Annotated in this window: 24 protein-coding genes; 22 read left to right on the top strand and 2 right to left on the bottom strand. The window is 39.9% G+C overall.

Features of this window, described 5'->3' with window-relative positions; genetic code table 11:
* Nucleotides 1-8: 8 nt before the first annotated feature.
* The 3 genes from dnaG to Q0K35_RS09955 are packed head-to-tail and all read left to right on the top strand — an operon-like array spanning nucleotide 9 to nucleotide 3,595.
* The gene (gene dnaG, locus Q0K35_RS09965; RefSeq protein WP_294562696.1) at nucleotides 9-1,733 is read left to right on the top strand and encodes a DNA primase; all 1,725 of its coding nucleotides are present in this window, start codon (nucleotides 9-11) and stop codon (nucleotides 1,731-1,733) included.
* Nucleotides 1,734-1,751: 18 nt separating this feature from the next.
* Nucleotides 1,752-2,954, top strand: coding sequence for an RNA polymerase sigma factor RpoD (gene rpoD / locus Q0K35_RS09960; protein ID WP_294562695.1), 1,203 nt, complete (start codon nucleotides 1,752-1,754; stop codon nucleotides 2,952-2,954).
* A complete protein-coding gene (locus tag Q0K35_RS09955) occupies nucleotides 2,951-3,595 on the top strand; it encodes a class I SAM-dependent methyltransferase (RefSeq protein ID WP_294562693.1) in 645 nt (214 codons plus the stop codon). The genes rpoD and Q0K35_RS09955 overlap by 4 nt, the downstream gene beginning before the upstream one ends.
* Nucleotides 3,596-3,604: 9 nt before the next feature.
* Here Q0K35_RS09955 and ispH read toward each other — a convergent pair whose 3' ends face one another.
* A complete protein-coding gene (gene ispH, locus Q0K35_RS09950) occupies nucleotides 3,605-4,486 on the bottom strand; it encodes a 4-hydroxy-3-methylbut-2-enyl diphosphate reductase (protein WP_294562691.1) in 882 nt (293 codons plus the stop codon).
* A gap of 76 nt (nucleotides 4,487-4,562) precedes the next feature.
* Here ispH and Q0K35_RS09945 point away from each other — a divergent pair, with 76 nt between their 5' ends.
* Nucleotides 4,563-5,930, top strand: coding sequence for a DEAD/DEAH box helicase (locus tag Q0K35_RS09945; protein ID WP_294562690.1), 1,368 nt, complete (start codon nucleotides 4,563-4,565; stop codon nucleotides 5,928-5,930).
* The gene (locus Q0K35_RS09940) at nucleotides 5,927-6,781 is read left to right on the top strand and encodes a deoxyribonuclease IV (protein ID WP_294562688.1); all 855 of its coding nucleotides are present in this window, start codon (nucleotides 5,927-5,929) and stop codon (nucleotides 6,779-6,781) included. The genes Q0K35_RS09945 and Q0K35_RS09940 overlap by 4 nt, the downstream gene beginning before the upstream one ends.
* A gap of 40 nt (nucleotides 6,782-6,821) precedes the next feature.
* On the opposite strand, the gene ispG is transcribed toward Q0K35_RS09940, so the two are convergent.
* Nucleotides 6,822-7,895 carry a flavodoxin-dependent (E)-4-hydroxy-3-methylbut-2-enyl-diphosphate synthase gene (gene ispG, locus Q0K35_RS09935; RefSeq protein WP_294562686.1) on the bottom strand — a complete coding sequence of 358 codons (1,074 nt, stop codon included), beginning with the start codon at nucleotides 7,893-7,895 and terminating at the stop codon, nucleotides 6,822-6,824.
* Between the two features lie 75 nt (nucleotides 7,896-7,970).
* Between ispG and Q0K35_RS09930 the strand changes: the two genes are divergently transcribed.
* The 17 genes from Q0K35_RS09930 (at nucleotide 7,971) to Q0K35_RS09850 (ending at nucleotide 20,500) form a co-directional block, all read left to right on the top strand.
* Complete coding sequence (locus tag Q0K35_RS09930; RefSeq protein WP_294562684.1) at nucleotides 7,971-10,064, top strand: penicillin-binding protein 2; 2,094 nt, start codon at nucleotides 7,971-7,973, stop codon at nucleotides 10,062-10,064.
* A 63-nt stretch (nucleotides 10,065-10,127) separates the two neighbouring features.
* Complete coding sequence (rpmG, locus tag Q0K35_RS09925) at nucleotides 10,128-10,277, top strand: 50S ribosomal protein L33 (RefSeq protein ID WP_071442751.1); 150 nt, start codon at nucleotides 10,128-10,130, stop codon at nucleotides 10,275-10,277.
* A 36-nt stretch (nucleotides 10,278-10,313) separates the two neighbouring features.
* The gene (locus tag Q0K35_RS09920; protein WP_294562682.1) at nucleotides 10,314-10,919 is read left to right on the top strand and encodes an MBL fold metallo-hydrolase; all 606 of its coding nucleotides are present in this window, start codon (nucleotides 10,314-10,316) and stop codon (nucleotides 10,917-10,919) included.
* An 83-nt stretch (nucleotides 10,920-11,002) separates the two neighbouring features.
* A complete protein-coding gene (locus Q0K35_RS09915) occupies nucleotides 11,003-11,989 on the top strand; it encodes an ATPase, T2SS/T4P/T4SS family (protein ID WP_294562680.1) in 987 nt (328 codons plus the stop codon).
* Nucleotides 11,877-12,932: a type II secretion system F family protein gene (locus Q0K35_RS09910; protein ID WP_294562678.1), complete on the top strand. Its 1,056-nt coding sequence runs from the start codon at nucleotides 11,877-11,879 to the stop codon at nucleotides 12,930-12,932. The genes Q0K35_RS09915 and Q0K35_RS09910 overlap by 113 nt, the downstream gene beginning before the upstream one ends.
* A gap of 9 nt (nucleotides 12,933-12,941) precedes the next feature.
* The gene (gene comGC, locus Q0K35_RS09905; RefSeq protein WP_294562675.1) at nucleotides 12,942-13,238 is read left to right on the top strand and encodes a competence type IV pilus major pilin ComGC; all 297 of its coding nucleotides are present in this window, start codon (nucleotides 12,942-12,944) and stop codon (nucleotides 13,236-13,238) included.
* A gap of 37 nt (nucleotides 13,239-13,275) precedes the next feature.
* The gene (locus tag Q0K35_RS09900; RefSeq protein WP_294562673.1) at nucleotides 13,276-13,587 is read left to right on the top strand and encodes a hypothetical protein; all 312 of its coding nucleotides are present in this window, start codon (nucleotides 13,276-13,278) and stop codon (nucleotides 13,585-13,587) included.
* Nucleotides 13,580-13,735 (top strand): hypothetical protein, encoded by a 156-nt coding sequence (locus tag Q0K35_RS09895; protein WP_294562672.1) that lies wholly within the window; start codon nucleotides 13,580-13,582, stop codon nucleotides 13,733-13,735. Before Q0K35_RS09900 ends, Q0K35_RS09895 begins: the two co-directional genes overlap by 8 nt.
* 10 nt (nucleotides 13,736-13,745) lie before the next feature.
* Nucleotides 13,746-14,114, top strand: a complete 369-nt coding sequence (locus Q0K35_RS09890; protein ID WP_294562670.1) for a hypothetical protein — start codon at nucleotides 13,746-13,748, stop codon at nucleotides 14,112-14,114.
* Complete coding sequence (locus Q0K35_RS09885; protein WP_294562669.1) at nucleotides 14,101-14,454, top strand: hypothetical protein; 354 nt, start codon at nucleotides 14,101-14,103, stop codon at nucleotides 14,452-14,454. Before Q0K35_RS09890 ends, Q0K35_RS09885 begins: the two co-directional genes overlap by 14 nt.
* On the top strand, nucleotides 14,444-14,806 hold the full coding sequence (locus Q0K35_RS09880) for a hypothetical protein (RefSeq protein WP_294562668.1): 363 nt from the start codon (nucleotides 14,444-14,446) through the stop codon (nucleotides 14,804-14,806). Before Q0K35_RS09885 ends, Q0K35_RS09880 begins: the two co-directional genes overlap by 11 nt.
* A 52-nt stretch (nucleotides 14,807-14,858) precedes the next feature.
* On the top strand, nucleotides 14,859-15,422 hold the full coding sequence (gene efp, locus Q0K35_RS09875) for an elongation factor P (protein WP_294562666.1): 564 nt from the start codon (nucleotides 14,859-14,861) through the stop codon (nucleotides 15,420-15,422).
* A gap of 51 nt (nucleotides 15,423-15,473) precedes the next feature.
* The gene (locus tag Q0K35_RS09870; protein WP_294562665.1) at nucleotides 15,474-16,703 is read left to right on the top strand and encodes an MFS transporter; all 1,230 of its coding nucleotides are present in this window, start codon (nucleotides 15,474-15,476) and stop codon (nucleotides 16,701-16,703) included.
* 69 nt (nucleotides 16,704-16,772) lie between these two features.
* The gene (locus Q0K35_RS09865; protein ID WP_294562664.1) at nucleotides 16,773-17,522 is read left to right on the top strand and encodes a hypothetical protein; all 750 of its coding nucleotides are present in this window, start codon (nucleotides 16,773-16,775) and stop codon (nucleotides 17,520-17,522) included.
* Between the two features lie 12 nt (nucleotides 17,523-17,534).
* Nucleotides 17,535-18,203: a (d)CMP kinase gene (cmk, locus tag Q0K35_RS09860; RefSeq protein ID WP_294562663.1), complete on the top strand. Its 669-nt coding sequence runs from the start codon at nucleotides 17,535-17,537 to the stop codon at nucleotides 18,201-18,203.
* Nucleotides 18,196-19,506, top strand: coding sequence for a ribosome biogenesis GTPase Der (gene der / locus Q0K35_RS09855; protein ID WP_294562661.1), 1,311 nt, complete (start codon nucleotides 18,196-18,198; stop codon nucleotides 19,504-19,506). Before cmk ends, der begins: the two co-directional genes overlap by 8 nt.
* 1 nt (nucleotide 19,507) lies before the next feature.
* On the top strand, nucleotides 19,508-20,500 hold the full coding sequence (locus Q0K35_RS09850) for an NAD(P)H-dependent glycerol-3-phosphate dehydrogenase (RefSeq protein WP_294562660.1): 993 nt from the start codon (nucleotides 19,508-19,510) through the stop codon (nucleotides 20,498-20,500).
* Nucleotides 20,501-20,519 lie beyond the last annotated feature (19 nt).

Raw genomic sequence — 20,519 nt, 5'->3', positions numbered from 1 at the left:
GAAAGCTGATGGCTAGATTAAGTGAAGACAAAATCAATGAAATACGTTCCCGCAGTGATATCGTTGAGGTCATCTCAAAATATATCCCGCTTTCACATAAAGGAAAAAGCTATGTGGGAATGTGTCCTTTTCATGATGATCACGACCCTTCGATGAGCGTTTCACAGGATAAGCAGATCTTTAAATGCTTTGCGTGTGGTGCAGGGGGCAATGTCTTTAACTTTGTATCACGCTATGAGAACATCTCTTTTGTTGAGAGTGTCGTGAAGGTTGCCAAGATCTGTAACATTGATGTTGGTGATATCGAAATCACTTCAAATCATGTCAACGCTCATCTGGCACCTTATTATAAGCTTAACCAGGCGTTTATCGATTATACGCATTACATGCTTCTATCGGGCGGTCATAACGATATTCTGGATTATCTGCATAAGCGGCAAATTCGTGATGATTTGATTAAAAAGTTTGAAATTGGCTACAATCCTAAAGAAGATGCGCTATATCATTACTTGAAGGCGAAAAAATTTAAAGACGATGAAATGATAGAAGCCAATCTCGTACGTTTGACCAGTCAGGGAATCCATGATGTTTTTTCATCAAGGATCACGATTCCGATTCATGACCGCTATGGCAATCCCATTGCCTTTACCGCAAGAAGAATCGGCGATGGGGATGAAGCGAAGTATATCAATACGTCAGAAACGCCATGTTATGTAAAGGGAAATGTTCTTTTCAATTATCATCGTGCTTTAGAGGTCTGCAAGAAGACCCAGCGGGTACTTCTGGTAGAAGGAGCCATGGATACGATAGCCTTTTATAAGGCAGGCATTGAAGATGTGGTTGCCACTTTGGGAACAGCCTGTACCAAGGAGCAGCTAAAACTGTTGAAACAGATGCATGTCAAGGTAGATGTCTGTTACGATGGTGATGCTGCGGGCATCAATGCCATTTATAAATTCGGCAAGATGGCGAGTGAGAGCGCTCTTGTATTTGAGGTTGTCGATAATAAGAGCGGTCTTGATCCCGATGAGATCATTGAAAAATATGGGATCGATGAATTAAGATCCCTGTCTTACAAAACGATTTCATGGATCGATTTCTGTTTCGAATATCTTCAAAGCAGATATCATTTGGAGAATTATTCGCAGAAAGTTGAATATGCCAAGGAGATGAGCGTTGAAATTGAACGTGTAAAAGAAGCTTTTTTAAGAGAAAACTATTTAAAGAAGCTTTATGAGATTACAGGCTTTGATATGAGTCAAAGGACTGTTAAGCCAAAAACTGTTTTACGAAATATATCTAAAAATATTCAATTTAGATATGGGGAAGCGGCTGAATATGAAATATTAGGCCAAATGCTTCTTTCACGTCAGGCGGTCAATGTATTTAAAAATGATCTTGGCTTTCTGATTCATCCTGTTTGTAATCAGCTTGCCTTATATCTGATCAATGAGTATCGGCTTTCCGATACGATACAGGCAGCGGATCTGTTGAATCAGATCAAAGAGGAGGAAGTCAAAAAGCTTCTGATCGATCTGTGTGAATGGGAATTGGCACCGAAAGCCTTTAATATGGAGGTCTTGAAGGATGCCATCCGTAAGATTCATGATAAGTGCATTGAAGCTAAAATCAAGGAAATGTCTGAGCTGGCTAAAAAAATGTCGAATCCGCTGGATAAGGCCAGATTGATGAATGAGATCATAGAATTGCGTAGAAAAAGCAGTCAGTTGTAGGATCAGTTAGGAGAAATTATGAAGCAAGAAAAAACAAAGGAAATCAATAGTTTGAAGACATTGGATGAAATAAAAGAAGATCTTTTGGAAAAGTATCAGAAGGATCATGTTTTGTATCAGAAGGATATTGCTAGTGCGACAGAACACTTGGATTTAAGCGATGATGACACAGATGAGCTGTTTGATTGGCTGACCAAGAATGATATCGAAGTTTCTGATGATGAGGATCTGAATCTGAATGATCCATCGATCGTGCTTGATGAGCCGGATGATATCGGTGATTTTGATGATTTGGATCTTGATGATGAATTTGATGAAGATGATGCTTTAGCAAGCGATATCGAATCGCTTGAACAGTCGTTTGCGAATTCTTCTCAGGCTAAGATCAATGATCCGGTCAAGATGTATTTGAAAGAAATCGGACGTGTCGATCTTTTGAATCCGGAAGATGAGCCGGAAATTGCACGACGCATTCAGGAAGGCGACGAGGAAGCGAAAAAGACGCTGATCGCTGCCAACCTTCGTTTGGTAGTCAGCATTGCTAAAAAATACGTTGGGCGCGGCATGCTCTTTCTTGATTTGATTCAGGAAGGTAACATGGGTCTTGTGAAGGCGGTTGAAAAATTTGATTACACCAAAGGATTTAAGTTTTCAACATATGCGACATGGTGGATCCGTCAAGCAATCACACGTGCAATTGCCGATCAGGCCAGAACGATTCGTATTCCTGTACATATGGTCGAAACGATCAACAAATTGACCCGTATCCAGCGCCAGCTGGTACAGGATCTTGGCAGAGATCCGACAGCTGAGGAAATTGCGGAAAAGATGGATGGCATTACTCCTGAAAAGGTACGTGAAATTCAAAAGATTGCCCTTGAACCGGTATCGCTGGAAACGCCGATCGGTGAAGAGGATGATTCACATTTGGGTGACTTCCTTGAAGATGAGAATGCGATGTCACCGGATGAATATGCCAACAACCAGCTTTTGAAGGATGAGATCAACCTTGTGCTGCAGGGATTGACAGATCGTGAGGAAAAGGTTCTGCGTCTTCGTTTCGGTCTTTATGACGGACGTACAAGGACGTTGGAAGAGGTTGGTCGTGAATTTAATGTGACCCGTGAACGTATCCGTCAGATCGAGGCAAAGGCTTTACGTAAGCTGAAACATCCTACACGCTCAAAACGGTTAAAGGATTTTGTTGATAAAGCACAATGAGAATTTCAAAAAGGATCCGTGAAATCGAAAAGCTGATACCGCAAAACAGCATTGTCGCAGATATCGGCTGTGACCATGCCTATTTGTGCACGCTTGCGGTTCTTCATGGAAAAGCGGTTAAATGCTATGCCTGTGATATCGCACAAGGACCCTTAGAAAATGCGAAAAGGACGATTCGGGAAATGAATCTTGAAGATCGTATTTTTCCTGTGCTTTCTGATGGCCTTGAACATGTACCGGCCGATGCGAATGTATGCGTCATCAGCGGTATGGGCTTTGATACGCTCAAAAAGATTCTTGAAAAGCATGATCTTGATCAGTTTGAGATGCTCATTCTGCAAATTAATGGAGATGTCTATGATCTGAGAAAATGGATCATTGCACATGATATGAAGATCACTGATGAAAGAATCATTCATGAAGGACATTATTATACGATCTTGGTCTGTCAGCACGGACATGATCATTATACCGAAGAAGATTATATTTTTGGAAAATATCTGCAGGGCGATACCTTTCAGGATTATTGGAAGTTTCGTAAACAAAAAATACAGGAGATCCTTCAGATGTTACATGATTCAAAGCAGACGGATGAGCTGACTCATCTTCTAAAAATGATTCAAAGAAAAACAGGTGCTTAGCATCTGTTTTTAAATGACATCTTCTGTTTTTAAGGGAATGATTTCTTCTGTCTGGAGATAATGGATGATCTGCTGAGTAATTTTAGTAGGCGTTGATGCGCCGCTTGTTACGGCTACTTTTTGAAATGCATGCAGATCTTCTTTTAATAATGCCTCCAGATTTTCAACGCAGAAAACATGATCGGCTTTGTTTTGTGCCAGCTGTGCCAGTTTCTGTGTATTATGGCTTTTAGGATCACCGACAACAATAAAAGCGTCTGCTCTTTCAAGCTTCATGACTGCCTGCTGACGACATCGTGTCGCGCTGCAGATCTCATTGCTGATAAGTGCATGGGGATATTTTCTGGCGATGCTTTCATAAAGAGCAGCAGTCTGATAAGAAGAGAGTGTCGTCTGATTTGTAAAGAAGAGCTTTTCATTTGTGAAGGTTAGGTCATCTTCTGTTTCGATCAAATGAACCTTGTCGCTGATTTCAAGCACTGCTTCGCTTTCGGGATGATGTTTTTTACCGATATAGCCAATCGTATAACCTTCATCTAATTTTTCTTTGATCAGCGTATGGATAAATGAAACATATTCACATGTGGCATCAACGATCTTTAATCCTTTGGCTTTTGCCTTGTTGACAACACGTTCGCTGACGCCGTGGGCGGTAAAGATGACATAGCCTTCATCTATTTCGTCTAAAAGCTCATAGCGTGTTTTTTTATCCGTGTCGACGCTGTATATTTGATATTTTTGAAGAGCCTCTACGACAAAGCGATTATGGACCAGCATGCCTAAGATCGTTATTTTATCATGGGGATGCTGTTTTCTGGTTCTTTTGGCGATTTCAATCGCATTGACTACGCCTTTGCAGTAGCCTCTTGGGGTAATTGTGATTACTTCCATTGTTTCACCTCGTCATCATCATATCATATCTGGGAAAATTATGTTATAATTATAAACAAGAAAAAGGAGAAAAGTTATGAGCAAATTTTCAGATTATACATTCAAACAAACAACAAAAGATTTTATCGAACATAACGGATTCATAGCTCCGACCCCCATCCAGCAGAAAGTAATTCCGCTGGTTTGTAAAGGAAAGGATGTCATTGGCATCAGTGATACCGGTACTGGAAAAACTCATGCTTTTCTGATTCCGATCATTGAAAGAATCGATCCAAGCTTAAATGAGGTCCAGGTGGTCATAACGGCCCCTACCCGTGAACTTGCATTACAGCTGTATATGCGGGCTGCCGATCTTTCTGAAGCATTAAAGGGATGTCGTGTTCGCCTGATCAGTGGCGGTATAGATAAAAACAAACAAAATACGACCTTACGGATACAGCCGCATGTCGTCATCGGTACGCCGGGAAGGATCAAGGATCTGTTTCTCGAAGAAAAGACGCTTCGTATTGACAGAGCATCGCTGCTGGTCATTGATGAAGCGGATATGACTTTGGAATTCGGTTTTCTTGAGGATATTGATGCCTTTGCCTCGAAGATGCGAAAGGATCTTCAGATGCTCTCCTTCAGTGCCACGATGCCCCAGGGATTACAGCTTTTCCTAAAAAAATATATGCATAATCCGGTAACGGTCAAAATCGAAGATGATACGCATATCAGCGCGCCTAAGATCGAACATATCTGTATCCCGTGCAAGCATCAGGAATACCATGAAAAGCTCTTGGAAGTATTAAAAGGTTTTAAGCCTTATGTTTGTCTGATCTTTGCCAATACACGCAGCGAAGCCGCAAAGGTGGCTCAGGAAATGCGTGATCATGGTTATGATCTGATCGAGCTTCATGGCGATATGCCTTCAAGAGCACGTAAGAATGCCATGAAAAACCTGATGAATCTGGATAAGACCTATATCGTTGCCAGTGATATTGCTGCAAGAGGAATTGATATCAAGGGCATTTCACATGTTATTTCATTGGGCTTTCCAAGTGAGATTGATTTCTATATCCATCGTGCCGGCAGATGCGGCAGAGCAGGTATGAGCGGTATCTGCTACTCCCTTTACAAAAAAGAAGATGAAAATGCCATCCGCCAGCTGACCAATAAGGGAATCCATTTTCAATATATGAATATTAAAGACGGACAATGGATCACTTTAAAGGATAAAAATAAGCCAAAAGAACATAAACAAAGCGAGCTTGATAAAAAAGTCAGCATGATCGTCAACCGTAAGAAAAAAACAGTAAAGCCGGGATATAAAAAGAAGCGTAAGCAGGAGGTTGAAAAATTGAAACGAAAAGCAAAACGAGCCATGATCCAGGAGGAAATAAGAAAACAGAAAAAAGAAAGAGCCATTGCTTCACAGATCCAAAAAAGAGGTCATGAAGAATGATCATAGGTTCACATGTATCCATGTCATCTCCTGATTATGTTTTAGGAAGCATAAAAGAGATGCTCAGCTATCATGCCAATGCCTGCATGATTTATACGGGACCGCCGCAGAATGGCAGAAGGGTTCCTATCGAAAAATTAAAAATTGATGAAGCAAAAGCTCTGCTAAAAGAAAATCATCTTTCAATGGAACATGTCGTTGTGCATGCCCCTTATCTGATCAATCTGGCAAATACGCTGAACCCGCAGACCTATGAGAACAGTATCGAATTATTAAAAAATGAAATTATCCGAACAGACGCTATCGGATCTCCTTATTTGATCCTGCATCCGGGAAGTCATGTGAATGCCGGAAGCGATGTCGGTATTCAAAGCATCATACAGGGGTTAAATGCTGCTCTTGACGATTCCCAGAAATGTATTCTTTGTTTAGAAACGATGGCCGGCAAGGGAAGTGAATGTGGCCGTACGTTTGAAGAAATCAGACAAATGATCGACGGTGTACATATAAAGAAGCTGGGGGTCTGTCTGGATACCTGTCATATTCATGATGCCGGTTACGATCTCAGTGATTTTGATCAAATATTACGGATGTTTGATGAGATCATCGGTTTGAGCTATTTGAAAGTCGTTCATTTAAATGATTCTAAAAATATTTGCGGAGCACGGAAAGACCGTCATGAAAATTTAGGACATGGTGCAATCGGTTTTGAAAAGCTTTGTCAGATTGCCCATCACCCTTTGCTGGAAAATATCCCGATCATCCTGGAAACTCCTTATATCGAAAAGAAGCCTCCTTATAAGGAAGAAATTGAAATGCTTCGTAACCAGCAGTTTGTCAATATCAAATAAAAGATGATTTCAGTACAGAAATCATCTTTTTACAAGCCTTTTATGCTTCATCCTTCGAAGCTGTCATTTTAAGTATTTCTTCTTTTAAACGATCTGCCATCTTTTCAGTTGGGAGCTTTTCAATGATCTTGCCTTTTTTGATAAGCAGACCTTCATCCTTTCCTCCTGCGATCGCAATATCCGCATGTCTGGCTTCTCCCGGACCATTTACAGCACAGCCCATGATGGCTACATTGATATCAGCATTTATGTTCATCAAAAACGGCTCGATTTCTTTTATGACGCTTTCAATGTCATAGCTGGTCCTGCCGCACATCGGACAGGCAATCAGATTTGGTACATGATCGATGAGATGGAGGCACTTTAAAAGCTGCTTGGCAATCATGATTTCCTGAACCGGATCACCATTGACGCTGATACGGATCGTATCACCGATTCCCTGATGAAGCAAAACAGACAAAGCTGCACTCGATTTGATAGAGCTGGTAAACACGGTACCTGCTTCGGTCACGCCTAAATGAAGAGGGTAATCGAAGGTCTTGGAAGCAAGCTCATAGGTTTCGATGCAGAGATTGACATCGCTTGATTTAAATGAAAGTGCAATATCATGAAAATCCAGCTCTTCTAAGATATTCACATGTCTTTGGGCACTTTCGATCATTCCCTGAGCAGTAGGCCTGCCGTATTTATCATGGATATCCTTTTCCAAAGATCCGGCGTTGATACCGATACGGATCGGAATATGATATTTCTTACATTCGTTCACTACCTTACGGACATTTTCCTTTGAACCGATATTTCCGGGATTCAGCCGTATCTTGTCGATCCCCTGATGGATGCATTCGATTGCGATGCGATAATCATAATGAATATCAGCAACTAAAGGAATATGAACCCTTTTTTTGATTTCAGAAATAGCTTTGGCTTCATCAATGCTGACCACCGCTAAACGGACAAGCTGGCAGCCGGCCTTTTCCAAAGCGAGTATTTGTTTAACGGTTGCTTCGATATCACTTGTTTTTGTATTGCACATCGACTGGATGATAACTTTATTTTGATGACCGATCTGCAGGTCATTTACCATGATGGCTCTTGTTTCTGAACGTGTTGTCATTTTTTTCACCTCACTAATAGAATATCACATAATTTTTTAGATGCAAGAATCAAAAGAATGATGTATAATATTTTCATGTTAAGAAATCCATTTAAAGAATTAGATGCAAGAATGAGAAAAAGAAGCTCCGATCTGTTACGATCCAACATGGATTTTAATAAGGTCGTGAATAAAAGGGCAAGGATCTTGATTTTATCGGTGTTTGCCTGCTTTTTTGTGATTGCCGTACGTTTGATCCAAATTCAATATTTTTCACAGGATGAGTATATCGTGAAATTAGCGGCATTTACGCAAAAGAATCAGATTTCCTCGCCTCCAAGAGGTGATATGATCGATCGGAATGGCAATGTGTTAGTTTCCAGCGAGGAAATCGTCAACATTACATATTATCCTCAAAAGGATCTGAGCTCTTACAGCGAAAGCAAATGGCAGCTTGCTTATAAATTTGCGGTACAGTTTGATATTCAGAGCGATTCTATCACGGAACGTGAATGGAAGGATTATTATATCATGGTTGCGAAAGACAGAGGTGCTTCGTTATTGAGCGATGACCAGAAAAAGCTTTCTGACAGTGAACAATATTCCATCAAGATTTCAAAGATCACTTCTGAGATGATCGAAGAATTAAGAAATGCTGCGCAGGATGAAGCTGATGCGAATCGGGGATATTTGACCAATGAGCAGAAATATATCGCCTGGCCGGTCATGTACAAGATGGAACAGGCGACGCTGATCAGCAGTGCAGTTGTGGTTGAGAACGCTTCTGAAGAAAATACGGCATATCTGATCGAACACAAAGAGGAATTCGTCGGTTTTGACATTTCTACGGATTCACAGCGTGTTTATCCTTATGGCAGTGTTTTGCGCGATGTCTTCGGCCGTGTATCGACCACAGGTCTTGAAGAAGGCAGCAAAGATTATTATCTTGCAAATGATTATGCATTGAATGATCGTTTCGGAACAAGCGGTTTGGAAAAAGAATATGAAAATTATCTCAGCGGCACAAAAACGATCAAGCAGATCACCTATGACGAGGATACGGGAAGTCCTATCTTTACGACGATCCAGGAAGGTAAAAAAGGATATAACATCCAGCTGACCATCGATATCGATCTGCAGCAGCGGGTTGATGCTATCTTGCAGAAGTATCTTACAAATGCCCGCAGCAACGTTTATCGAAAAGACTTTAAACAGGCGTTTTTGGTGATGATGAATCCGCAGAATGGTGAAATTTTGGCTATGAGCGGCCAGCAAATTCAGGATGATGGGTCCTTTATTCCTTTTGCCAGCGGTAATTATCTGCAAAGCTTTCTTCCGGGTTCTTCCGTAAAACCGGCGGTCTTGTATATGGGGCTTAATGAAGGTGCAGTACAGCCCGGAGAAGTTATCAACGATACGACCATGTACTTTGCCGGTGGTCTTGTGAAGGGAAGTTACAACAATAAAGGCCTGATCAACGATATCGAAGCGATCCGCCAATCCAGTAACGTTTATATGTTCCATATCGCGATCCGTCTTGGCGGGGGCTATTATACGCCGTATGGTGCCTTAAATCTGCCAAACGTTGAAAATGCTTATGAGCTTTACCGTAAATATTTCAGTATGTTCGGATTGGGAACGGAAACACAATTAGATGTTCCATATGAAGAAAGCGGCTATCCGGGTACGGATGATACCTCCGGACATCTGCTTGACTTTTCAATCGGTCAGTATGAAAGCTATACGCCGATTCAGCTTTTGCAATATGTGTCAACGGTAGGTACGGGAGTCAAGGTCAGACCGCATTTCATGAAGCAGATCTATGAGATCAATGATGATGAAACGATCGTTGAACAGTTTGGTACGCAGGTCATTGATGTTTTGAACGGAAATGAAGCATATCTGGAGCGTGTCAAGGAAGGTATGCGCCAATGTATCAGCTCCGGTGCCTGTGGTGCAGGCTTTGCCTCATTGAATAAGGACATTGCCGCAAAGACAGGAACTGCCGAGGTAGGAACGGTCAGCGATGATACGTCAAACTCGATCATGATCGGTTTTGCACCAAGTGAGAATCCGACCATTGCCTTTGCCTGTGTTGCTCCGACCTCATCAACAGGCAATTTGGAATCCAACGTATGTATGTCTATCGTGTATGATGCATTGGTAGAATACTATAAAACCTACGAATAAAGGCTGGTATTTTAAGAAATACTGTGTTATAATTTGTAGGCAAATTAATGAATAGGAGGAATTATGAGAGATCGTCTAACATTAAAATGTTCAGTCTGTGGAGAAGAAAACTACATCTCAACAAGAAATAAAAAGAAAAATCCTGACCGCATGGTAGTCAACAAATACTGCCCACGCTGCAATAAGAAAACTGAACATAAGGAGAAGAAATAAAGAAAGCCTTTATCGGCTTTTTTTATATTGTACGTGATGAAAGAAGTCATACGTCTTGTATTGGGAAATGTATTTACCAATACCTATATCTTAAAGGAAGCTGATCATTGCATCATCATTGATCCCGCAGCGAATCCAAAACGGATCCTGAAAGAGGTTGAAGGACTTTGCGTTGATGCGATTTGTTTGACACATGGTCATTTTGATCATATTCAAGCTGTGGATCCGTTAGTCAAACAATTGCATTGTGACGTTTATATTTCTGAGGATGATGAAGAGATGCTGCGCGACAGCAAAAAGAATGCCAGCGTGATGGCTGAGCCTTTTACAGTCAAGGCTGCGGTATCTCACTATCAGCCTGTTACAAAAATAGGACCCTTTGAATTTGAAGTCATAGAAGCGAGCGGACATACCAAGGGAAGCGTATTGCTGTTGATTGATGATCTGATGTTTTGCGGAGATGTTTTATTTAAAGAGGGCATTGGCAGATGTGATCTTTATGGCGGTAGTTTTTCACAGATGAAAGCAACATTGAAAAAAATTGCGAAAATTGATAAGGATTATAAGATTTATTGCGGTCATGGTGAGAATACAACTCTTTTTGAAGAGTTTAAAAATAATCCTTATTTGAAAGAGCTTTAGGACAGCATTAAAAAAATGCTGTTTTTTTTTATTTTTTTTGGGAAAAATGAAGCTTTGATGCATATAAAATAGTAGGAGGGATTATGAAAAAGATATTGTATCGTTTGATTTTTGAATCACAGAAAGTAAAAGCTACGGATATTCATTTTTTAATTTCTGATACCAGGCATTCCTGTGAGATGCGCGGTATCAGCGGCTTCAAGCCCTTTGAAGATGATCAGGTTGACGCTCTTTTTCAATATCTCAAATATTGTGCGAATCTTGATCTTGGTAATTTAACAGTTCCTCAGTCCGGGACTTTTCGGATGAAGCTGAAAGAAAAAGAATATTATTTTCGCTTTTCTTGTATTTCTTCTTATCAGAGCCAAACCGGAGTCTTGCGTATCCTTAATAATCATTCACCGATCACGATCAGTCAATGTTCTGTGAAAAAAACACAGAATATTCAATTTAAACGGTGGTGTTCATTAAGAAGCGGCTTGATCCTGTTTAGCGGACCGACAGGAAGCGGGAAAACAACGACCTTACATGCCTTGCTTGAGGAAATTGCCCGGCAAAAGAAATTAAAGATCATTACATTAGAAGATCCTATTGAGATCGTCAGCTCCAATTATCTTCAGCTTCAGGTCAATGAAAAAATGAATTTTACATATGAAGAGGGCATCAAGCAATTACTGCGTCATGATCCGGATGTCATCATGATCGGAGAGATCAGAGATCCGAGATGTGCAGAAATGGTTTATAGGGCTGCTTTGAGCGGACATCTGGTATTTTCTACGCTTCATGCGAAAAGTGCCACAGAAGCAATAAAAAGGCTCTCAGAGTTAGGTCTTTCAGCTTTTGATCTGAAAGAAACGCTCACTGCTGTCGTCAATCAGCGTCTATATCCCGATATCAAAAGAAAGGAGCGAGTCTGTATTTATGAAATTCTTGCCCAGCAGGAGCTTCAAAGATATCTTGAATACGGAAAAATTGAAAATCATAAAACGATTCAGGAAGAGATCAGAGAAGCAGTCAAGAAAAAAATCATTCGTTCAACCGATGCGAAGATCGACCTTAACGATTACTAAAGAAGATCTTATTCAGCTTTCTCTTCTTCTAAGCAAAGGATATTCACTCTTTTCATCATTGACCATTCTCGGGCGTTATGAAAGTATTCAGCGTCAGCTTGAGGAAGGGGCTGATTTTAAACAGTTCATTGATTTCCATTCAAAGGATCCGTTTTATGCCTCCCTTCAGTTTTTTATGGAAATCTCGACATTAGATCAGGCGATCCTTTCAGCTTATGATTATCATAAGATAAAAAAACAGCTGCGTGAGGATTGGTTAAAAGAAACAGCTTATCCGCTTTTTGTCTTATTTTTCGCATTCATGGTCTTTATATTTTTTGAAGTTCAGATCTATCCTCAGCTAAGCATGATGATCGATGTACAAAAAGGTTTTCATCTGCATCAGCTCTTCTATTTTATTTTAAGCGTCTTGCTGATATTCATGGCTGGTATCATTTTTTTGTCCATCTTTCTGTTTTTTATAAAAAAGAAACAGCACCAAAAATATCAGCAGCTTTATTTAAATTATCTTGGAAGATTTTTTCTCATCAAAAAGATCATCTCCTATGATTTTGCCCTTCATTCACTCATCCTCATGAAAAGAGGGTATTCGACCAAACAGGTATTCGAATGTCTGACAAAATTGAAAAAAGATACCTTCTTGCAGATCAACATCAAAGCAATGAGCATGAAGCTTCAACAGGGTGAAGAAATGCTGCAGGTGATCGAACAGATGCCTTATCTTGATCTGACCTTTAAACGCTTTTTTAAAATAGGCTTTTACACACAGAATTTAGAAGGATGCTTGTATGATTACTGTGAATTTCAAAAAAGAGAATTTAAAAAAATTCTGAAAACATCATCAAAGCTTGTCAGCAGCATCGCTTATGCGCTGATTGCGATCCTTGTTATTTCAATCTATCAGCTTTTGCTGATGCCATTGGATATGATCACTCAACTATAGGAGGTAGAAATGAAAAAAGGTTTTACGGTATTAGAAATGATCCTTGTTTTATCTGTCATTTCTCTGATTTTCTTAATTACATTACCCAATATCCAGCAGAAAAATAAAGTCATCCATACAAAAGGATGTGAGGCACTTACAAGCGTCGTTGATTCTCAGATACTTCTTTATGAGGTTGAAAATCTTGTCACACCCGGTTCAATCAGTGATTTGATTGAAAAAGGCTATTTGAAGGAAGGACAGAACCGCTGCCCAAACGGTTCTATGATCGAAATCGTCAATGGTCAGGCAAGTGTACAAAAATAGCGGATATACGCTTATAGAAATGATATTTGTACTTACTATGCTCATTGTGATGACAGGCATGACGATCCGCCATATTCCTGATTCCTCTTATCTTCATTTTAAAGCTTTGCAAGCACTTTTGCGACAGAGCCAGCTTGAAGGGATCAGCAAGCAGAAACGTCATGAGATCCACATCAATCAAAATAAGGTCACCATCAATGATAAAGATTATTTCTTTTCACCCCTTGTCTGTGATCCCTTGCTGTTCCACTACAATGAACAGGGCAATATCTCAAAAGCATTTACAATGAGATGCAATGGATATAAAGCTGTTTTTCAGCTTGGAAGCGGGTGGATCAGCAATGAATGAGAAGGGGCACAGTCTTCTTGAAAGCCTGCTTCTATTCAGCAGCGTGCTTCTCATCATCAATTATCTGCTGATGACCATTCATGTTATCGAAAGGATAGAAAATGTTGAAATCAATCATGATCCCATTTATGAAAAAGCCAGCCAGTAAGGGATATACCATGCTTGAAATGCTTTTAAGTCTTTTTGTCTTCTCGCTTTCGATCTCTCTTTTGACGATGGTATTGCCGCTTATGCATAAGCTTCAGAATTTTCATGTGGCCGTTGAGGATGAGATTGCTCTTTACCAGCTTCGCCATCTCCTTCTCATCGCTAGTGAGATTCGCTGCCATGAAGATGAATTGAATTTCTTTTATCTTGAAAAAGAGGCTCGTTTGATCTTGGAAAAAAACAGACTTGTCCGTAAAGACGGTTATGTGATCTATATGGAAAATATCAAAGAAGGTTCTTTTATTCAGAAAGGAGATTGTTTCTATATCAGCTATGAAAAAGACGCAAAGAGAAAAGAACGCTTTCTTGGATGCAACTGATAAAGGGAATGTATTGATACTGGCCCTTGGACTTTTTCATTTGCTGGCTGCCGGAGCTATTTACTTTTCCTTACAGCTTGCTCATCTTACGACCTTGAAAAATATAGATACGGATCTTGAAGTCGTTAAAATAAAAGTGCTTCGACGTATCAAAAATGACTTTTATGAACAAAATTGCGATGACTTTGTCTTTGAAGAAAAGGATATTACCGTAAGTGCATCTTATGAAGGAAGCCAATGCACGCTTGATTTTAGCGGTAAGGCAGAATTCCGCATGATCATTCAATATGATGAGGTTTACTTGTGCATTGCATCAGTGGAATATGTTTATGAAAGATGAGCATACTATCAGCATGTGGAAAAATATCGCAGCTTCAATTCTTTTATTACTCATTTTGTTTCCATTTGTATTAACCGGTTTTTTCGAGCCGTCTGTCCTATTGATCACCCTCTTATTTTCTTTATATCAGCTCATGCTTGTTCAATATTATGAAGCAAACGGGCGAATACTTGAATTTAAGGATGGAATCTTTACCTTATGCTTTGTGTTCCTCTTGTATCTGTTTTACCGTTTGTTTCATAAAACGCTTGATTCAGATCAGCTCATGATCTTATTGAGTGCAGTATTTATCGCAATGGTTAATGTTGGCTGTACCCGAAGGATCAGGATGGAATCTTACCAAAAAGATTGACAAAAATCATAAATTCATTACAATGAAAGAGGATATCGAAAGGAAGAAAACTATGATTATTGTAAATGATTTGAAACCGGGCAATACGATCGAATATGAAAATGGTATTTATACTGTTCTTGATGTTTCCCATAACAAGACAGCTATGCGTCAGATGATCGTTAAGGTCAAAAGCAAAAATCTTCGTACCGGTACGATTTCTGATCTGACTTTTACGGGCGGCGATAAGGTAGAGCCGGCTCATATCGATAAAAGAGAGATGCAGTTTTTATATGATGATGGAACAAACTGTATCTTTATGGATAATGAAACATATGATCAGCTGGAAATTCCGATGGAACGACTGACATGGGAATTAAATTTCATCAAACCAAATACAAATGTGAACATTTCTTTATATGAGGGAGAAGTGCTTGGAGTGATCTTACCTGATAAGGTGGCTTTGAAGATTACGGAAGCAGAACAGGCAGTTAAAGGGGATACCGCAACGAGTGCTCAGAAAAATGCCGTTCTGGAAACCGGTTTAAATATTCGTGTACCGCTTTTTATCAATGAAGGTGAAACGGTTTTAGTAACAACAATAGATGGAAAATATTCAGGAAGAGCAAAAGACTAGGGAATCATAAGATTCCTTTTTCTTTGTGTTTGGATGTGATAAAATAGGTTCATGAATATAGCAAGACATCTGTTTGCCATGTATGGCGGTTTAAAAAAAGAAATATATATCTTATGTTTCGGACGCATCGTGACCTCGATGGGCTCGCTGATATGGCCCATGCTGACCTTGATCCTGAAAAATAAGCTTGGATTTGATGCAACCCAGATCGGTTTTTATATGATGGTACTTTCACTGATCATGATTCCTTGTAATCTGATTGGCGGTAAACTGGCAGACCGTTATAATAAAAAGACGATCATCGTGACCCTGGATTTATTAGGTGTGACATGTTTCCTCATATGCGGATTCATGCAGCTTTCCATCGTGACCATCCTCATTTATGCCTTAGGAAGCATTTTTCAACAGATGGAGGGACCCAGCTTTGATTCTTTGATTGCTGATCTGACAAGTGCCGATGAGCGTGAGAGGGCATATTCGCTGAGCTATCTTTCGATGAATCTGGGACTTGTTCTGGCACCGACCCTTGGTGGTTTGCTTTTTGAAAATTATCTCGCCCTGGCGTTTATCATTAGCGGATTCGCTGATTTATCATCAACGATCCTGATCTTTTTCCTTGTCAAAGATATAAAAAAAGAAACAGAAGCGGAGGAAGGCTTTTATGAAAAAAAGGAAAGCGATGCATTATGGCAAGTGCTTTGCAAACGAAAGCTGCTGCTTGTTTATTTTTTGATAGCCAGCATCAGCGGTTTGATTTATGCACAGTTTAATTTTTTGATCCCGCTTCATCTGGAAGCTGCTTTTTTTGAAAAAGGTGCCTTGTATTTTGGCTTTCTGACAAGCATCAATGCTGCTGTCGTTATCATAGGGACACCGCTGCTTACAAGAATCTTTTTAGCTTGGAAAGATATTCATCGCTTATATCTGGGGAATTTTTTAGAAATATTGGCATTATCTTTTTATATCTTTATACGTGATCAGTTTTACTTATGTATCATTTCCATGGTTCTTTTTACTTTTGGAGAGATCATCTGTACGATTTCATCGACACCTTATCTTACCAAAAGAATTCCTTCGACCCATCGCGGACGTATCCTTTCCATTCAAAATATCACTTCTATGATCATCGGGTCATTGGGAAACGTTACTGTGGGTTCTCTTGTCGATATCTATTCGATTCATTTTGTTTGGATCCTTATTTTACTTTTAGGTGTCTTTCTTTTGATCTTCTTTTATTTTTATCAGCGGTGGGATAAGAAATGTTATCGGCAGTTATATTGAAATAAAAATAAAAATTCATATCAATAGAGAGTGAAATTTGTTATAATAAAGAGAGTTGAGGAGGCCATTATGGAAAAATTATCCAGAGTGAAAAAATATGAGAATCTGCGCCGTCAGATCGATACCAATACAATTGAAGAAAACAATACTGAAAAAAGCGATCCTGTATTATTTAAAAAAATGGAGCTGACTGAAGAAGTCCCGCCACGCAGAGAGAGGGAATTCTCATTGCCGAAAAAAGATTCAGATACCTTTGTAAACGAATATATGGATGATCTGATCAGGGATGTGAAGCAGTATAATCGTGAAAAAGGACTTTTACAAAGCGATATTACAGAAATCGACATTTTAAATCAATTGAAAAATCCGGCTCGGTTAAGAAGAGAGGATTATGTGAAAACAATTGAAGAAGAACCAAAGATCGATGAGAATACTCTTGTCCAGTCAAAAAAGGAAATTGCGATGCAGATTCAGGAGCTTCTGAAGGAAGAAAATACGAGCGGAATGAACGTAACCAAGGTTGAACCTGCTGAAGAAGCAACAGCATCTAAAAGCGATGAGGAGCTAAAAGCCGATGAAGATGAAAATGCGGTATCAAAGGACATTGAGGCTGCCCAGCATATCCAGATGCTGAATGAACAGACACAGCAGATGAAGATTAAAATAGAAAAGCAGGAAGAAGAAATGAATGAGCTAAGCAGCGATATTGATAAGACCAATCGCCTTTTGAACATCATCCTGCTGATTTTGGTCATTGCCTTATTTGCGGTGATCGGTTTTACGGTATTTATGATCCTTCGTAATAGCGGAAGAATATGATGAGGTGGTTTCATGCGTATTAATATTGCAATTGATGGGCCAAGTGCTGCCGGAAAAAGTACCATCGCCAAAAGGTGTGCCAAGCTGTTAGGCTATTCTCATCTGGATACCGGTGCCATGTATCGTTGTGTGGCTTATAAAGCAAAAAAAGAAGGTATTGACTGGGATGATGAAGAAAAGCTGGCAGAAATGATCAAAGGAATGGAGATCGATTTTGATAAAGAAGGTCATGTATATCTGGATCATGAAGATGTTTCGGATAAGATTCGTACGAATGATATCTCTATGGGTGCCAGTTGTGTCAGCAGACATTTCAAGGTACGCAAGCGTTTGGTCGAACTCCAGCAGCAGATTGCCAAAAACAAAGGTTACATCCTTGATGGACGTGATATCGGTACGGTTGTGTTGAAGGATGCCGAATTAAAGATATATCTGGTTGCCTCACCTGGTGCGAGGGCAGATCGTCGTATTAAGGAATACATAGAAAAAGGAATTGATTTTGATAGAGATGAGATCATCAAAGATATTGAAAAAAGAGATTATCAGGATATGCATCGTGAACATTCGCCTTTAAAAAAAGCTGAAGATGCTATTGAAATTGATAGCTCTGATTTAACGATCGATGAAGTCGTTTCAAAGATCGAAAACGAATTGAATCGTTTGGGAGTCGTATATGATTAATGGTGTATGTGCTATCGTAGGAAGACCGAATGTGGGCAAAAGTACGATTTTTAACCGCATTATCGGTGAAAGAAAGAGCATTGTCGAAGATACTCCGGGTGTGACCCGTGATCGAATTTACGGCAAGGTAGAATGGCTGACGAAAGAGTTTCGAGTAATCGATACCGGAGGTATTCAGCTGGCGGACCAGCCTTTTCAAAAAGAAATTGAAATGCAGGTTGAAATAGCGATTGAAGAAGCTGATTCTATTATTTTCATCGTCAGTGGAACAGAGGGTGTCACGCATGATGATGAATATATTGCGAAAATGCTGATACGTTCAAAAAAGCCTGTGATTTTAGCGGTAAATAAGATTGATGACAATCATCTGCTTTCAAATATTTATGAATTTTACAGCTTAGGAGTCGGTGATCCTATTGCGGTCAGCGGTATTCACGGCATCGGTATCGGTGATATGCTGGACGCGCTTGTAAAAACTTTTCCTGAAAAAAATCGCCGTGAATATGAAGGGATTACTTCTTTTGCATTTATCGGACGGCCTAATGTCGGTAAAAGCTCCTTAGTGAATGCTATTTTAAATGAAGACCGAACGATCGTTTCCAATATCGAAGGGACTACGCGTGATGCTATTGATACGCCTTTTAAGCATGATGGCAAGGAATATGTCGTCATTGATACTGCAGGGATAAGAAAAAGAGGCAAGGTTTATGAGAATATCGAAAAATATTCGGTATTGCGTGCTATGAGTGCTATTGAGAGAAGCGATGTTGTTTGTGTGGTGCTGGATGGTGAAACAGGAATAAGGGAGCAGGATAAGCATGTTGCCGGCTATGCGCATGAGGCAGGAAAGGGCATCATCATCCTGTATAATAAATGGGATTGTGTTGAAAAGGACAGTCATACCCAGATTGAAATTGAAAAGAAGATCAGAAATGAATTTATTTATTTAGGTTATGCGCCGATTTTGTTTGTAAGTGCTTTGAAAAAACAACGGATCCATCAGATATTGCCATTGATCGATGAGGTGCATGATTATTCCCTGATGCGCATACAGACCAATGTGTTAAATGAGGTCATCATGGATGCTCAGCTGATGACGCCGCCACCGACGCACAATGGAAAACGTCTGCGTATCTATTATGCTTCACAGGTAAGCGTTGCACCGCCGACATTTGTTTTGTTTGTCAATGATCCTGAACTGATGCATTTTTCTTATCGCAGATTTTTAGAAAATAAGCTTCGTGAAGCCTTTAATTTTACCGGTACGACATTACGTATCATTGCTAGAGAAAGAGAGAAATAAGATGAAAGTATTTGTAATTGGAAGTGGGAGCTGGGGAAGCGCCCTTGCACAGATTTGCGTGGATAATGGACATGAGGTCTTGATTTATGGAAATAATGCTGCAGAAATTAATGAAATCAATACGTTTCATACAAATTCCAAATATTTCGATGATGTAGTCTTAAATGAAAAACTGCAGGGAACCTTGGACATTTCTAAAGTGGCTGATGCCGATATTGTCGTCATGTCTGTTCCAAGTGCGGTCACATCTGAAGTTTGTGCTCAGATACAGCCTTTTCTTAACAAAAAGATTATTCTTGTAAATACATCAAAGGGTTTTGATCCAACAACCGGAAAGCGAATGTCAGAAGCCATACGTTCTGTTTTCGATAAAGAGAAATTAAGCAGTGTCGTATCTTTGATCGGTCCTTCACATGCTGAGGAAGTCGTGATCCGTATGCTGACAAGCGTATGCTCTGTTTCGTTAAATGAAGAGGACGCTAAAATTGTTCAGAATGTTTTTTCCAACAATTATTTCAGGGTTTATACCGGAAATGATGAAATTGGAAGTGAATTGGGAGTTGCCACTAAAAATTCAATTGCTTTAGCAAGCGGGATGCTGGCAGGTTTGGGCTATGGTGACAACACCAGAGCTGCCCTGATTACCCGAGGACTGGCAGAGATGATCCGCTTTGGGGTTGCCAGCGGCGGTCAGGAAAAGACGTTTATGGGGCTTACAGGCATGGGTGATCTGATCGTTACTTGTACAAGTACCCATTCCCGTAATTTTGAAGCCGGTTATCAGATCGGAAAAGCAGATACATCAAAGGTGTACTGGGAGAATAATCATAAGACCGTAGAAGGAATCCGTACGACTCAGGTGCTTCATCAGTTAAAGAAAGATCTTCATGTCGAAATGCCGATCGTTGAAGAAATCTACCAGGTTCTTTATGAAAATAAAAAGCCTTCCCAAAGTGCCAAGGATTTGATGCTACGAGAACTAAAAGCAGAGTAATCTGCTTTTTATTGTAATA

The organism is uncultured Traorella sp., assembly GCF_944327115.1.
Classification (GTDB): Bacteria; Bacillota_I; Bacilli_A; order Erysipelotrichales; family Erysipelotrichaceae; genus Traorella.
Note: the sequence above shows the minus strand (reverse complement) of the source record. Positions and strands in the feature narration are given on the sequence as shown.